Raw genomic sequence first — 13,850 nt, forward strand, 5'->3', positions numbered from 1 at the left:
TGGCTGGTGCCGTCGGTGCTCGGTCTGCTGGAAGCCCGGGAGAAGAAGGTGCGGGAAGAGGTCGCGCGGTTGCAGGCCGCGCTCAGCGAGGCGGAACGGGCGCTTCAGCAGCTGGTGGATGCCCGTGCAACGGTGGCCGAGGTACTGGCCGAGCCACCTGTCGCGGTCGCGGAGCCAGCGCGGAAGGCGGTGGCGGGCTCGGTGGTGCCGCACCGGACCGAAGGCATGGCGGCGTCGGCCCTGACGCCGGACTACCAGCGGATCGTGTCGGTGCTGGAGTCGGAAGCGGGCCGGGAGGGCATGCGCTGCCAGCAACTGGCTGCGGCGCTGGGGCTGGAGGCGGTGCCGGCGAAGGTAGAGGGACTGCGGTCGAAGGCGAAACGCCTGGTGGAGCGGGGATGGGCCGTGCAGGAACGGCCGGGGGTGTTCACCGCGCTCGTGACGCGGTCCGGCTGAACGCGCCCGGGCGGCGCCCGGCCAGGCGACCGCTCATGAGCATGGTCATCGACCACAGCACCATGGCCTCGTGCATGGCGGGCAGCGTCTCGACATCACGCACCAGACGTCGCGAGCGCATCAGCCAGCTCAGCGTTCTCTCTACTACCCACCTGCGCGGCAGCACCACGAACCCCGTCGTGTCGTCGGTGCGTCTGACGATCTCCAGGGTGAGGCGGAGCTTTTCGAGGGCCCAGCCGACCAGGCTGCCCGCATAACCGCCGTCCGCCCACACCAGGCAGACGGAGAAGTACAGTCCGCGCAGCCGCTGAAGCAGCCCGACGGCGGCGTCGCGGTCCTGCACGCTCGCCGCGGTCACCGCCACGGCCAGGACCAGGCCGAGGCAGTCCACCACCAGGTGCCGCTTGCGGCCGCCCACCTTCTTGCCACCGTCCCAGCCGGATGTCGAGCGCGGGATGTTTGCCGCTGCCCGCACCGACTGCGAGTCCACGATCGCGGCCGTCGGGTCCACCGCGCGGCCCTCATTCTCCCGCACGCGGTCGCGCAGCCGGTCGTGGAACTCGGCGAGCAGGCCCGTCACCTGCCAGCGGCGGGCGAAGGCGTGCACACGCCGGTAAGGCGGGAAATCCGCAGGCAGGTTGGCCCACTTGACGCCGTTGTCGACCACGTAGCGCACTGCGTCCAGCATGACGCGGTGGCAATAGCCCTCCGGCCGGCCTCCCCGCCCCTGAAACCACGCCGGAACGGGCAGCAACGGCCGGATGACCTGCCACTCCGCGTCTGTCAGGTCCGAGCCGTAACACCGCACACGGTCCGGCCCGTCCGCCGCGTTGCCGAACCTGTGCGCGAGGCAGTCACACGACGGAGACGGCGAGTTGGACTCCACGGGCGCGAGCGCGAAAGACTGCCGCAACAGGGCCTCCTGGTGCTCGTTGGCTTCGACAACCCCGAGCTACCGCGAGGCCCTGTCTTCATGCGCCAACCGCACCGCGATCACCCGATCAAGACCCTTGTTCGACCAGACAAGCCCGTTGGCCGGTAAGCGGATAGCTTCTGAGTGAGTCTGATCAGCACGGCGGCAAGATCCTGCTGCGATGTCCTGCCTGTCAGAGCACGGATCTTCGCCTTCAGCGACCGGATGGGCCGGTTCGAGATGAAGGTGTAGACGTGCCATGTGTTCGTGCCTCCTTTGCGTTTCCACTGGATGCGGAAGCCCAGGAAGTCGAACCCGTCGCTCATGTGCACGATCTGGGTCTTGGCCTGCGAAAGACGCAGACCAAGAGGTTCGAGCACGTCAGCGACATCTTCGCGCAGTGCCGCGGTGTCGGCCTCGGTGCCGTGCACCAGGACGACGAAGTCGTCCGCGTAGCGGACGACCCGCCACGTGGGTTGACCTTTGCGGCGCCGGTAGGCGCGTTTGCCTTCGGTGGCCATCGTCCCGCCCGGTTCCCATGGCCCGTGCAGGTGCCCGTCGAGCGCCGACAGGGCGATGTTCGCCAGCAGCGGGGACAAGATGCCGCCTTGCGGGGTGCCGGTCAGTGTCTCCTTGCTCTCGCCGAGTTCCGTGAGGACCCCGGCTTTGAGGAAGGCTTTGACCAGTGCCAGGACACGTTTGTCCTTCACCCGTTGACGCACTCGGTCCATCAGGGCCGCGTGGTCGATCGAGTCGAAGCACGCCTCGATGTCCGCGTCCAGCACCCAGCGGTATCCCCGGGTGCCGAAGTAGTGGATCTCGGCGATCGCGTCCTGGGCCCGCCGTCGGGGCCGGAATCCGTAGGAGACCGGCTTGAAGTCGGCCTCGAAGATCGGTTCCAGCACCAGCTTCAGCGCCGCCTGGACGACCCGGTCCGCGATCGTCGGAATCCCGAGCTTGCGGACCTTCCCCGAGCCTCCCGGCTTGGGAATCATGCGTTCCCGCACCGGCAGAGGACGGAACGACCCGTCCTTGAGGGCGGCCCGCAGGTCGTTCAGGAACCCGGGAGCACCGATCGACTCCTCGACATCGGTGGCCGTCAGGCCATCAACGCCGGGAGTCCGGGCTCCCTGGTTGCCCGCGACCCGGTCGAACGCCGCCAGCAGCGTCGCCGGGTCGTGCACGAAGTTGAACAGGTCATCGAACCGGCGGCCGGGATCGGCCACCGTCCAACGGTGAAGCTTGGTCTGCATCTCCAGTACCCGGGCCCAAGGGCCCGGAGCTCCGCCATTCGGCGGGGCATCTTCCGGCATTGCAGCGTCCTTCCCTTCTCGATACCGCTGCCGCCCTTCCCCATGTGGCCGGCTCTCCCGGCCTCGGAGTACTACGGCGGCTCCGCCCCGTCCCGGACCGATCAGCGGTCGATGCGCCCAGCCCCGCCAGCCTGCTGGAGGCAGATGGCAGGGCGAGATTCGGGACGGTTCCCGTGTTCACTGTGGTTCGCTCGATGAAGGAGGAGCCCGACTGTGTCCCTGCGGCATCGCCACGAGTACGCCGCAGGCTTTCCTCGTGGCCTCCCGGCCAGCTTCCGTAGACCGACCCAAGAGTTGTCAGACCACCCGAAAGGATGACCTGCATACGCACCGCTACCGGCCCTGATCCGCCAGGTTTGAGCCGGAGGCACTTTAAGAGACGTAAACGCCGGTTCCTCGCGTACTCCTCTCCATCACGCTTGCCGGACCCGCCCCATCTGGCAGTACTGGACACGTCCCGGCGTTGTCAGGGCCGCTCTCGCCCTCCCCGGCATCACCCGGATCAGGCTGCCCTCAGCTTCAACCCCACTGCTGCGACAGCGAGTTGGTGCAGGCCTTCCACCTCCACTCGAACCAACAGCGCCTCACGGCGCAAACGGAAAGTGAGCCAGAACCCAGAACGGACAGCAGATGTTCACCACTTCGGGAGGCACCGAGACTGGTGGCCGTTCGATTCTCTCTCGCCGGCTTGAAAGCCCCGAGGTGTCCCGAGGTGTACTCGCTGACCACGTACGGCCCAATCAGCCGGTGGCTCGCGTCGTCAACCCTCGGTCAAGATCCTCAAAGGCTGACAATGTGTCATCCGGTGATCACGCCCGAGAGGAGCCTTGCCATGTCGATTGTCCCTGCCGATCTCAAGTACACCGACGAACACGAGTGGATTCACGCCGAAGCCGACGGGACACTGGCGATCGGTATCACCGACCACGCCCAGAACGCGCTTGGGGACATCGTGTTCCTGGAGCTGCCCAAGGTGGGAAAGCAAGTCAAGGCCGGGGATGCCGTCGGCGTCGTCGAGTCGGTCAAGGCCGCTACCGACATCTACAGCCCGGTCACCGGCGAGGTCGTCGCGATCAACACCGACGCCGCTGACGCGCCCGAGGAAGTAAACAGCGACCCTTACGGCACGTGGCTGTTCAAGATCAAGCTGGCGGACGGTGCCACCACCGACAATCTCCTCGACGCCGCCGCCTACGAAAAGCTGATCGGCTGACCCTGCTACACGGCACCGCCGCCGGACGCTACGACACCGCGGCCATGAATTGATCGGTTCACAGCCCGCACACTGGGCGAGGCTCCCCAGAGCTTCGGCCAGTCCCGACTGGGACAACGGGTTCGAGACGGCGCCCCCAGACAATCCGGCGTGCGCGTAGTTCGATTTGCATGGCAGTCTCGGTGCCTCCCGAAGTGGTGAACATCTGCTGTCCGTTCTGGTCTCGTGGACAAAGCCACGGGGAGCAGTCCCCGAAAATCGTCTTCGCGATCTGCGTTCCGGGACCATCCCCGCGGGTGCGGGGAGCAGCCGTTCGACCCGGACGGCATCACCCGCCTGGCGGGACCATCCCCGCGGGTGCGGGGAGCAGTAGGCGTCGGTACCCAGCGCCGTCAAGCCGGTGGGACCATCCCTGCGGGTGCGGGTGCGGGGAGCCCGCGCCCGCGGGGATGGTCACGACCATTCCGGTGCCGACTGGTCTGCCGCCGGTCACGCTGGTGTGGGACCGCTTCGACGACCTACCGCACCCTGGCCGCCCTCGCCGACCACGACCCGACCAGGGCCGGATCACCGTGCACCCCACACCGGGCACCGACTCCCGGGGCGCCCTGGCCTGGGACGTCCTGGCCGCGCTCGGCAAACCTCCGCCGCTAACCTAACTGGCCGGCCCAGTATCATCCGGTCCGTCGCAGGCCTCCTCGCTGGCCAGCAGAACCCACACCTCACTCCCGAGGCGGTTTACGGGCACGGTTCGTCTTCTTGCGTGAGGAGCGCTTACTTCTGTGCCGGTCGAGCATGTGGGCAGCGAATTCCCGTGCCGCTTCGTTGTTAACCGGGTCGCGGATGACCGACGCGAGGGTGGCGCCAGCACGTCTGTCATTGGCCACCGATAGGGCGGCGGCCGCTCCAGCGCGGGCGAAAGCAGGTGCCGTCGGGTCCTGGGCCAGTGCGGCCAGAGCGTCCGCATCGCCGACGGAGACCATGATGAGGGCTTGCGCGCGGCCAGGAATCTCGTCCACGTCGGGGTCGGCGATGACGGCGGCTGCAGCCGAGAGCGCTCGTCGATCACCCCACTGGACCAGCGTCTTGACCGCCACCGAGCGGTGCACGTTGTTGGCGCGGGGATCACGGGCGAGGGAGGTGAGCGTGCTCCGGGCGGCTTGGAGGGTCTGCTCGGAAATGAGCGTTCCCATGCGCGCCTGTTCCGCGATGAACGCGGCGCCCTCCAGGCCGCCGTGCGTGGCCAGGCGGCACAGGTTCCTCGCGACGTCGGGACCGTTCTCGGCCTCTAGGTCGAGGAGGAAGCCCAGGTAGGAGGAGTCATCATGATCGCGCCACAGCGACCGCAGCGAGCCTCCCGGCGGAGTCCAGATCCTGCGGGTCCATGGCCAGGGCCTTCCCCAGCCCTTGTCGAAGATCGTACGCAGCAACTGTGCGCGGGCCTCGGTGTGGCACGCAGCGCAGTACTCGAGCAGCGTCTGGTGCAGGAAGGTGAGTTCGCCCCTACGAAGGCTCAGCAGGCCACTGCGCCGGAGACTATCCGTGAGGAAGTCCGCCCATACGGTTCGCGGTATTCCTTCGGGGCATCCGGCGGCCGGTTGCGACATCAGAACGTTCATCGTCGGTCGGTCACCGCCTCGGTGCCGCTCCACGGCGAGGTGGCTGATCAGGGCCGGAAGATGGTCGAGCATGGACTCCGCGAGGGCGAGAGCGCGGGCGCCGTGGCGTTCGAGCGCCTGCCGGGTCTGCGTGCGGATTCCCGAGTTCCCCGCGGTGTGCTGCCGCTCGTGCAACAGGTCGAGAAAGCGCTGGTAGATCTCTGTCCGCCCGGTGGGCAGTGCCTGCCCCGGAGCGGCCGCGTACAACTGGCACAGCATGGTCGCCATCAGCGGGTTGTGGGCGAGGTCATCCAGGTGCGCTCGGGCAAGTGCTGCGTGGAACGCTGCGGCGGCATGCTCCGGATCCGGCACGCCGAGCCCGCTGAACCAGCGGGCGGCCAGCTGACGCAGATCGCGGGAGGCGAAAGGCTGGAGTTCGTAGCGTACGACTGTCCGGTCGAGCGCACCGAACTCCTCGTCGGGGAGCTGCCGGGTCGCCACGATGAACCGGAAGGGGCCCTTGTCCGCGCTGGCGGTGAGCTTGGACAAGACACGCCGCCGGGATGCCGGGTCCGTGATCTCGTCGAGTCCGTCGACCAACAGCAGCCATCGCGCACCCGGGTACGGTTCCGTGCGTATGAGTTCGGCTGGCAACGTCTCCAGCAGCCCGACCTCACTCAGCTCCGCGCTCACGCTCGCCGAGATCGCCTCGGGCAGCAGCGAACGGCCGGCGAGATCGGCCGCACTCACCAGGAGGGGGACGGACTTCGTGCGCCCTTCCAGGAGATGACTGATCGCCTTGGCCGCGCTCGTGCGCAGCAGGGTCGATTTTCCGCCACCAGGATCGCTCTCCACAACGCAGTTGCCCATCCCCCACAGGAGCATCTCCGCCGCGGCTGAGGTGGCCGCGCCGGACGGAAGCTCGCGAAGGCGCTGCCCCACGTAGACGTCCGCCAAAGGCGGCGTGGCCCCGGGCAGCATCCCGGGGAATGGGTGCTGACGGACTGCGCGTGCCGCCGCGTCCAGGTAGCCGTGGAGTTGCGGCGAGTGCTGGCGCGTGCGGGTATCGGCCCGGTCCCGCAGCGAACGTAATGTGTGGAGTGACTCACCGGTGACGCCGAGAGCCTTCGCGAGCATGCCGAGAGTGTGCGGTGTGGGAGCCCCCTTCTTGGGGTTCAGCGCGTTGTTGACGGCGGCCTTACTGATGCCGGCCCGGGCGGCGAGCGTTGACTGTGACAGATCCTTCTCGGTCATCGCGTGGCGCAGCCTGCGGCTCAACTCGCTCCGCGGGTGGCCTTCGTCCGGCGGCTTCGTTTCGCCCATCGGTCACCCCCCCCATGACCTGCTGTTCTTTGTCGTTCACTGAACACCGGTGAATGCGCTCACAGGCTATCTCTGGAAGTCGACCGGCCGGTCACCATCAGCCGAATCGACACCGAGGAGTACGTACATGGACTTCCAGACGGCGCTGCTGGGCCTGCCCATGGTGCTCGCGATACTGCTCCGCCTTATGCCTCGTCGCCGCCGGCGCAGGTTCACGGGACTGGTGCGCGAACTTTGCGACCTGGTCTCGCTGCGCATGGTTCTGAGGGACAGCGAGCCGGAGGAGCGCAGCGAACTGCTGGCTGCCCACCAGGTGTGGCGGACCGAGGCGAAGGAGCCGGGGGACGGCCCCCCGCCGCACCGACGCCAGCAAAAGCGCAATCGTGGGAAGCGGTCGGCCTGATCAGGCCGGCTGCGAACCCCGCCGGCCCCATTGCCCGCAGCAGATCTGCAGCGGGCAGAGAAAACCCGCCCCCACATTCAGCCCGGCCCACAGTGGAGAGATCGCGGCACGCGCAGACTGGGCGGCCTTTGCCGAGGCGCCGGCAGTGAGTGAGATAGGCACTGCACTGACGCAGTGGCCGGACCACAGCGTCGCAGGCCCCCGGAGATCGGGCTGACGGTCCGGTGAGGGGCACAGATCGAGGCCTTCTCACCGGACCGCCCTGCCGGACTTCGCCGCCCAGTCGAGTCCGAGGTTGGCGAGTGCGGCGAGTCTGTCCGCAGTGAGCTTCCCGCGCCTGCTCTTGGTGTTGGACAGGAAGACCCCGAGCTTGACCTCCGACCCGTCCGGCAGCTGCTCGACGTGTCCTCGTGGGACGGTCAGGGATCCGGTGCGGGTTTTGTACTGTGCCAGGGCTGCTACGCCCCGTTCGAAGGCGCTTACGGTCGCCGTGGACGGCTTCGCGGGCGCTTCCGGCTCCGGCGCCAGCGGGACGACGCGGACGGCTTCCAGGCGCTTGCGCTGCCCGTCGGTCAGGGCCTGCCAGACTTCGGGCTTGCGCTGCCGGGCCAGCCATTTCCCGATGTCCATGCCGTGGACGGTGACGCCGGGCAGGACGTCGGCCTGGCCTTCTTCGTCCCGTACGAGCTCGCGCAGCGCGGCGTAGTGCCGTTGCCAGTCGGCCGGCCACGACGGGTTCCAGTCCTTATCGACCGCCTGAAGCGCCTGCTCCCACTCCGGGCGGTCGGCCAGCGCACCCGGCCGTCGCAGGTTGGACAGCCACTGTCCCACCGGCTTGTCCATCGCCGACACGGTCCGGGGTGCGCAGAGTGTCCAGTGTTCCTCGTAGTACACCCGGGCTGCTGCCAGGTTCTCTTGGAAGCGTTCGTCCGTCACGCTCCAGACCATGCCCAACTGTTCCAGCCGCGCCGCGCGCTTGCCGGTCATCTGCCTGGCCCCGAACGCCCGTCGCTGTTCAGCGATCCAGGTCCCCAGTGGAAACGCGCCTTCCATGTGCTCGTACGGGACACGGGCATGAAGCTCACGCTTGGTTATGTCGTCTCAACGGGATTGCGGGCTGAAGGTCTTCTGGTAACTCTCTGACCTGCAGTGCTTCATGAATTGAGAATGTGATCAAGTGAGATCTGGTCCATGGATCAGCGCTGTGACCTGCGAAGCTTCAGAGATTGAGACAACCATGCATCCCCAGTGAGACGACCCTTACGGGGCTCTTCGCAGTTGAGGGTGTAGCGCCGATGAATGTAGTGCTGTTGGACGGTTGGATGTGAGGCGTCAGGATGTGCGAGAGTCGTAGTTCTCGCGGTTTGCGAGGACCTCGGCCATGTGCGTCTGCGCCCAGTTTCTGAGCCCGCGCGTCATGTGGTGGAGCGAGAGGCCGAGGTCGGTCAGCTCGTAGGAGACGGTGACAGGGACGGTTGGCGTCACGGCACGGGTGAGCAGACCATCGTGCTCCAGCGAGCGTAGCGTCTGGGTCAGCATCTTCTGGCTGACCCCGGCCAGAAGACGAGAGATCTCGGAGTAGCGCATCGCCTTCGGAGCGTCTGCGTGTGCTGCACCGGGCTGGCGAGGGCTGTTGTCGCCGCCCAGCGCACACAAGATCAGGACGACCCACTTGTCCGAGATTCGGTCGAGCAGCTGCCGGCTGGGGCACTCTGCCAGGAACGCGTTGTACTCCACCTTGGCCTGAGCCCTCTTCTGGGCCGCCTTCATCGTCGTCACTGATCGCACCTCTCACCAATGGGTGGGTTACGCACTCCAAAGTGCCTACTTCCCGACAGGAAGTTTCTCTCCAATGCTGATGCAGGGAGGCAGCAGGCGCCACCCCCCAAGTGCACGACGAAAGGCAACAAGATGAGCACGCCCTCCCTCTCTCTTCCCGGCGACACCTGGACGCTGGGTGACCTGACCGTCACCCGGTTCGGTTACGGCGCCATGCAACTGGCCGGCCCGTGGGTTATGGGGTCGCCCGCCGATCGCGAGGGTGCCCTGGCCGTTCTGCGTGAAGCGGTCGACGTCGGTATCACCCACATCGACACCAGCGACGCTTACGGGCCGCGCGTCACCAACGAGTTGATCCGCGAGGCACTGCGTCCCTATCCCGAGTCGCTGCACATCGTGACCAAGGTGGGCGCGACCCGCGACGAACAGGGTGGCTGGCCTACGGCCCGGCGGCCCGAAGATCTGCGCCGCCAGGTCCACGACAACCTCAAGTCCCTCGGGCTCGACGTACTCGACCTGGTCAACCTCCGACTCGGCAACGCCGAAGGCCCCCAGCCCGGCTCGCTCGCCGAGGCGTTCGAGACGCTCGTCGAACTCCAGCAGCAGGGCCTGATCCGCCACCTCGGGGTCAGCAACGCCACCGAGGAGCAGGTCACCGAGGCACAGAGCATCGCGCCGATCGTGTGCGTGCAGAACATGTACAACCTCGCCCACCGCCACGACGACAAGCTCATCGACCGGCTCGCCCCCGACGGCGTCGCGTACGTGCCCTTCTTCCCCCTCGGGGGCTTTACCCCGCTTCAGTCCTCGGCGCTCTCGGCGGTCGCCGCTCGATCGGAGGCGACACCGATGTCCGTCGCACTGGCCTGGCTGCTGCAGCGATCACCGAACATCCTGCTCATCCCCGGCACGTCATCGACGGCACACCTGCGCGAGAACATCGCCGGCGCGGGACTCGCCCTCTCTCATGAGGACTTGGCCGAGCTGGACGACATCGGCCGCTGAATGCCCCAGAGCTGAACGGCTCACAAGCCACGGCTGAAGCCACCGTTCAAGTTCCGGCCCCGGGCACCCTCGCGCGATCGGGGCCGAAGCAGGATGATTCGCCCTCACCTGGATGACTTCAGATCATCAACTGTCAAAAACTTGTGTCACACCGACGGTGGAAGCTCATCCCGCGTCGGTGGCCGGGCAGGCGTCGAGGTCTCCCGAGGACGGGGGTTCCTACACCAAGCCCATCCGGAAGACCTCGACGTTGCACGACGCTACCCCTGAGGCGGGCTTCGCCCGCGCTGACATGAATACGTTCTGCCGCCTTGACGAGCTCGGTCTCGAAGTCACCGGTCAGCGACTCGCCCCGGATCGTGCGGTTCTCGCGTGCCGGGTCGTCGAGGCGTGACACCGTGACCCGGCGACTGGCGCACGAGCCACTCGGCTGGCGGCCCACGATCCTTCACGTCACGATCCGACGCTACCGCTGCATCGGCTGTGGGCACGTGTGGCGGCAAGACACCACCAAGGCGGCTGAGCCGCGGGCGAAGCTCTCGCGCCGCGGGCTGCGGTGGGCGCTTGAAGCCATCGTCTGCCAGCACCTCACTGTCGCCCGTGTCGCCGAAGGGCTCGGGGTCGCCTGGAACACCGCCAACGACGCTGTCCTGGCCGAGGGAAAGCGCGTCCTCATCGACGACACCGGCCGGTTCGACGACGTCACCGCGATCGGCGTCGACGAGCACGTGTGTCGCCACACCAGGCGTGGCGACAAGTACGTCACCGTGATCTGTCCTGTCCTGTCCTGTCCTGACCTGACCTGACCTGACCTGACCGGCAACCGCGACGGCACCGGCCCTGCCCGGCTGCTCGGCATGGTCGAAGGCCGCTTCAAGCAGGCCTTCAAGGCCTGGCTCGCCGAACGCGAAGAGTCCTGGCGCAACCGCGTCGAGGTCGTCGCGATGGACGGTTTCACCGGGTTCAAGACCGCCGCCAGCGAGGAACTGCCCGACGCGGCCGCGGTCATGGACCCATTCCACGTCGTGCGTCTGGCCAGCGACGCACTCGACCGATGCCGCCGACGTGTCCAACTGGCCATCCACGGGCACCGCGGACGCAGGAGCGACCCGCTCTATACCGCACAGCGAACCCTCCACACCGGCGCTGACCTGCTCACCGACAGGCAGAAGCGCGTGTGCCAGGTGCTCGCCCGCGCCGGGCAGGCCGGTACGTAGGGCGGCCGGGAGCTCGGCACGGTCGAGGGCGGCGAGGAGCTGTGGGTCGGCGGGGCACCAGCGCAGCCAGGCGGCGGCCGGTGACGGCCGTGCGCTCATCACCGACGGGCATTTCCTCGGCGAACCGGCCACCGTCTGGGCCGACATCGCCGCACGCCCCGGCGGAGCGGCGGCGGCCTCCCGCCTCCTGGAACTCCTGGCCCGCTAACTCCCGCAACGCGGCACCGACGGGCCGCCGGGCGCGGCCACCGACACGGCGGCCGCCCTGTGGCGCGCCGCGCTCGCCGTGAACCTCCCGCCCGGAGCGCTGACCGGCGCCGGCGCATTCGCCCAAACGGAGATGGCCGACGACGTGTGGCTACCCCTGGCCCGGAGCAGCGCCGAGCACACCCCCACCCAGACCTGCGCCGACGACATTGCCGAACGCGCCGCTGGCCACCCACGCAGCCCCGATGCCCTGCTCCTGACCGCCAACCTGCTCACCCGCCCGGTCCCCAACCCCGGGGACGACGCCGACGTCCGCCAGCACGCCCGGACCCTGCTCCAGGCCGCCGCAGCGCTGCCCGAGGCCGAGCGGCCCGCCCAGGCGGAACAGCTGCGCCGGGCCCTGATCGAAGCCGGCAAGGTGGACCTCGCCCGCACGACGGCGGGCCGACCGGCGGCCGGGGAGCCGCTCGGTCGAGAATGACTTGGGGAATGACCGATGGCCTCCCCGCTGCCCCGGCCCCCGAACCGGCGCCACGACCCGCCCCGCCCGTAGGAGGCCGCGACGAGGCTCGCCCCGGCGGTGCTGCGACCGCGCGAAGCGGAGCCACCACACTGCGCGCAGGAGCGTCTCGTCTCAGGCGGCAGTCCACTCGCGGAGCTGGCGGGCGATACGGGCCACCCCCAGCGTCCCATCAGCGATGTCGCGCACTAGCACGACGGCGGCCTTCGGCGGGTAGTCGAGGCGGCAGTCGTTGAGGGCGAGGTACGCCTCGGTCGCATGCCAGGCGAAGGGCTCGTTGGAGTGCTCCAGACAAGGCAGCTTCGCCAGGGTCTGCAGCAGCGCCGCAGCCTTCAGATACACCGAACTGTAGACGTCGCGCTCCATGGCCCGGGCATTGGTCCGGGCCACAGCGGCATACAGCGGGCCCAGGTCGTCGACCTGCGGATCACCAGGCAGGAGCTCGGCGGCGTGCAACAGAAAGGACACATCGAGCGGGTGGAACGGTCCGGACTGACTCACGCCGCCTGGCCCTGTCCCCGCTGCTCCAGCTCCGCCAAGGCCTGCCGCTCGGCCGCGCGCTGCTCCGCGGTTGGGTCGATGCCGCCGGTTTCGGCTGCGAACGCGGCGCCGCTGCGGGCCATGGAGTCACCGAAAGCATCCAGGAACCGCCGCTCCACGGCGGTAGCGCGCTCGTAGGCGGCGGACAGGATGTACTCCTGCATGCTCATCCCTGCCTGCTGGGCGGCGGCCGCGATCGCGGCCCGCTTCTCAGGGTCAGGGAAGCGCAGATTCATCGCGGTCTTTTCTCCCATGGCCCCCACGGTACCAGTGGTACCGCTACAGGTAGAGGACGTCGGCAGCAAAGCCTGCCAGGGGCCCTCGCCACCTGCGAGGAAGCGGCAAATCCTCCTGCGAGGACAACTACCCGGCGCCACCCTCACAAGCACAGCCACTCATTCAAACGATTAAGAGGCCACGCCGATAGGCACGGGCGGGGCCCATTGGCAGACGGGGCAAGTACAGGTTCCGTGATCATGGAGTTGCGACGCTCTGTGACCACCGGAGATCCTGTGCCTGCGATGCCATCATGTCGGCGAGCCCGGCCACGGTCGCGCGGTCGTTGAAGGCGCTGCCGATCAGGATCGGCGGCGCGCCCTGGCCGGTCGTGTCGACGGCGAACGTGGTGCCGTCCCTGGAAGTGATGTTCGTCCTGTCGGCCTTCGGAGCGTGCGGGGTGGGAGGCCGAGGCCGATTGCCGCCTGCGCGGGCGGTCGCTACGGCCGGGTGAAGGTCATGTGCGTGACGCCGCTGGGGGTTGTCACGGACTCGGCCTGGAGGCGCTTCTCGAGTCCTTCGAGTCCGTCCCACAGGCGCTCGCCACGGCCCAAAACGATCGGGACGACGGCGATGTGCAGATGATCGATGAGGTCTTCGACGAGGAACTCGCGGATCGTGGTCGGCCCGCCACCGATCCTCACGTCCAGGTCGCCTGCGGCCTCGCGCGCCTGACGGAGTGCCTCCTGCGGCGTGGCGTCGATGAAGTGGAATGTGGTGCCGCCCTCCATCTCCACCGAGGGGCGGGGGTGGTGGGTCAGGACGAACACCGGGGTGTGGAAGGGCGGGTTGGGCCCCCACCAGCCGTTCCAGTCGTCGTTCTCCCAAGGCCCGCGCTGGGGGCCGAACTTGTTGCGGCCCATGATCTCCGCTCCGATGCCGACATCCCAGGTGCTGGCGATGGCGTCATCGACCCCAGTACTCCCGTCCGGCTTGCCCAGCATCTGCTGGAAGGTCCTGGTCGCGAAGAACCACTCATGGAGCCGCGTGCCGGCGTGACCGAACGGGGCGTCGAGACTCTGCCCTTCACCAGTGGCGAATCCGTCGATAGAGATGGAGAAGTTGTGGACCCTCACGCGGGACATTG

The 13,850-nt window shown here is 68.0% G+C and carries 12 protein-coding genes and 2 pseudogenes; 6 read left to right on the forward strand and 8 right to left on the reverse strand.

All coding sequences use genetic code 11. The features are described from left to right. Positions 1–6 precede the first annotated feature (6 nt). On the forward strand, positions 7–456 hold the full coding sequence (locus tag TNCT6_RS38905; protein WP_141367831.1) for a hypothetical protein: 450 nt from the start codon (positions 7–9) through the stop codon (positions 454–456). Here TNCT6_RS38905 and TNCT6_RS38910 read toward each other — a convergent pair. Then, positions 428–1,342 carry an IS5 family transposase gene (locus TNCT6_RS38910; RefSeq protein WP_216372899.1) on the reverse strand — a complete coding sequence of 305 codons (915 nt, stop codon included), beginning with the start codon at positions 1,340–1,342 and terminating at the stop codon, positions 428–430. The genes TNCT6_RS38905 and TNCT6_RS38910 overlap by 29 nt on opposite strands. A 107-nt stretch (positions 1,343–1,449) precedes the next feature. Next, positions 1,450–2,622 (reverse strand): group II intron reverse transcriptase/maturase, encoded by a 1,173-nt coding sequence (gene ltrA, locus TNCT6_RS38915; protein WP_253266551.1) that lies wholly within the window; start codon positions 2,620–2,622, stop codon positions 1,450–1,452. Positions 2,623–3,514: 892 nt separating this feature from the next. Between ltrA and gcvH the strand changes: the two genes are divergently transcribed. Then, a complete protein-coding gene (gene gcvH / locus TNCT6_RS38920) occupies positions 3,515–3,895 on the forward strand; it encodes a glycine cleavage system protein GcvH (protein WP_141367833.1) in 381 nt (126 codons plus the stop codon). A gap of 722 nt (positions 3,896–4,617) precedes the next feature. Here the strand turns inward: gcvH and TNCT6_RS38925 are convergent. Continuing rightward, the gene (locus tag TNCT6_RS38925; protein ID WP_141367834.1) at positions 4,618–6,816 is read right to left on the reverse strand and encodes a helix-turn-helix domain-containing protein; all 2,199 of its coding nucleotides are present in this window, start codon (positions 6,814–6,816) and stop codon (positions 4,618–4,620) included. A 127-nt stretch (positions 6,817–6,943) separates the two neighbouring features. Between TNCT6_RS38925 and TNCT6_RS38930 the strand changes: the two genes are divergently transcribed. After that, on the forward strand, positions 6,944–7,219 hold the full coding sequence (locus tag TNCT6_RS38930; RefSeq protein WP_141367835.1) for a hypothetical protein: 276 nt from the start codon (positions 6,944–6,946) through the stop codon (positions 7,217–7,219). Positions 7,220–7,468: 249 nt separating this feature from the next. On the opposite strand, the pseudogene TNCT6_RS38935 reads toward TNCT6_RS38930, so the two are convergent. Together TNCT6_RS38935 and TNCT6_RS38940 are read right to left on the reverse strand one after the other, a co-directional pair. Further along, positions 7,469–8,308: pseudogene (locus TNCT6_RS38935) on the reverse strand (helicase associated domain-containing protein); the annotation flags it as partial. 243 nt (positions 8,309–8,551) lie between these two features. Further along, the gene (locus TNCT6_RS38940) at positions 8,552–8,989 is read right to left on the reverse strand and encodes a winged helix-turn-helix transcriptional regulator (protein WP_373996274.1); all 438 of its coding nucleotides are present in this window, start codon (positions 8,987–8,989) and stop codon (positions 8,552–8,554) included. A gap of 141 nt (positions 8,990–9,130) precedes the next feature. Between TNCT6_RS38940 and TNCT6_RS38945 the strand changes: the two genes are divergently transcribed. The 3 genes and pseudogenes from TNCT6_RS38945 to TNCT6_RS38955 all read left to right on the forward strand — a co-directional run bounded on the left by TNCT6_RS38945 (position 9,131) and on the right by TNCT6_RS38955 (position 11,908). Continuing rightward, positions 9,131–10,003 carry an aldo/keto reductase family oxidoreductase gene (locus TNCT6_RS38945; protein WP_141367837.1) on the forward strand — a complete coding sequence of 291 codons (873 nt, stop codon included), beginning with the start codon at positions 9,131–9,133 and terminating at the stop codon, positions 10,001–10,003. 292 nt (positions 10,004–10,295) lie between these two features. Further along, positions 10,296–11,175: pseudogene (locus TNCT6_RS38950) on the forward strand (ISL3 family transposase); the annotation flags it as partial. Positions 11,176–11,560: 385 nt separating this feature from the next. Continuing rightward, positions 11,561–11,908, forward strand: coding sequence for a hypothetical protein (locus tag TNCT6_RS38955; protein WP_141367838.1), 348 nt, complete (start codon positions 11,561–11,563; stop codon positions 11,906–11,908). Between the two features lie 153 nt (positions 11,909–12,061). Here TNCT6_RS38955 and TNCT6_RS38960 read toward each other — a convergent pair whose 3' ends face one another. From TNCT6_RS38960 to TNCT6_RS38970, 3 genes are all read right to left on the reverse strand, one after another. After that, positions 12,062–12,448: a fic family toxin-antitoxin system, toxin component gene (locus TNCT6_RS38960; protein WP_141367839.1), complete on the reverse strand. Its 387-nt coding sequence runs from the start codon at positions 12,446–12,448 to the stop codon at positions 12,062–12,064. Continuing rightward, complete coding sequence (locus tag TNCT6_RS38965; RefSeq protein ID WP_253266552.1) at positions 12,445–12,741, reverse strand: DUF1778 domain-containing protein; 297 nt, start codon at positions 12,739–12,741, stop codon at positions 12,445–12,447. Before TNCT6_RS38965 ends, TNCT6_RS38960 begins: the two co-directional genes overlap by 4 nt. 462 nt (positions 12,742–13,203) lie before the next feature. Continuing rightward, positions 13,204–13,848: a dihydrofolate reductase family protein gene (locus TNCT6_RS38970; protein ID WP_141367840.1), complete on the reverse strand. Its 645-nt coding sequence runs from the start codon at positions 13,846–13,848 to the stop codon at positions 13,204–13,206. Positions 13,849–13,850: the final 2 nt, after the last annotated feature.

The sequence above is a fragment of the Streptomyces sp. 6-11-2 genome (assembly GCF_006540305.1).
Lineage (GTDB): Bacteria > Actinomycetota > Actinomycetes > Streptomycetales > Streptomycetaceae > Streptomyces.

What these genes read in the sequence shown, in the direction of transcription:
- TNCT6_RS38925 (WP_141367834.1), bottom strand. Translation starts at nt 6,816, where the DNA reads ATGGGCGAAACGAAGCCGCCGGACGAAGGCCACCCGCGGAGCGAGTTG.
- TNCT6_RS38945 (WP_141367837.1), top strand. Translation starts at nt 9,131, where the DNA reads ATGAGCACGCCCTCCCTCTCTCTTCCCGGCGACACCTGGACGCTGGGT.
- ltrA (WP_253266551.1), bottom strand. Translation starts at nt 2,622, where the DNA reads ATGCAGACCAAGCTTCACCGTTGGACGGTGGCCGATCCCGGCCGCCGG.
- TNCT6_RS38940 (WP_373996274.1), bottom strand. Translation starts at nt 8,989, where the DNA reads ATGAAGGCGGCCCAGAAGAGGGCTCAGGCCAAGGTGGAGTACAACGCG.
- TNCT6_RS38965 (WP_253266552.1), bottom strand. Translation starts at nt 12,741, where the DNA reads ATGGGAGAAAAGACCGCGATGAATCTGCGCTTCCCTGACCCTGAGAAG.
- gcvH (WP_141367833.1), top strand. Translation starts at nt 3,515, where the DNA reads ATGTCGATTGTCCCTGCCGATCTCAAGTACACCGACGAACACGAGTGG.
- TNCT6_RS38930 (WP_141367835.1), top strand. Translation starts at nt 6,944, where the DNA reads ATGGACTTCCAGACGGCGCTGCTGGGCCTGCCCATGGTGCTCGCGATA.
- TNCT6_RS38970 (WP_141367840.1), bottom strand. Translation starts at nt 13,848, where the DNA reads ATGTCCCGCGTGAGGGTCCACAACTTCTCCATCTCTATCGACGGATTC.
- TNCT6_RS38955 (WP_141367838.1), top strand. Translation starts at nt 11,561, where the DNA reads ATGGCCGACGACGTGTGGCTACCCCTGGCCCGGAGCAGCGCCGAGCAC.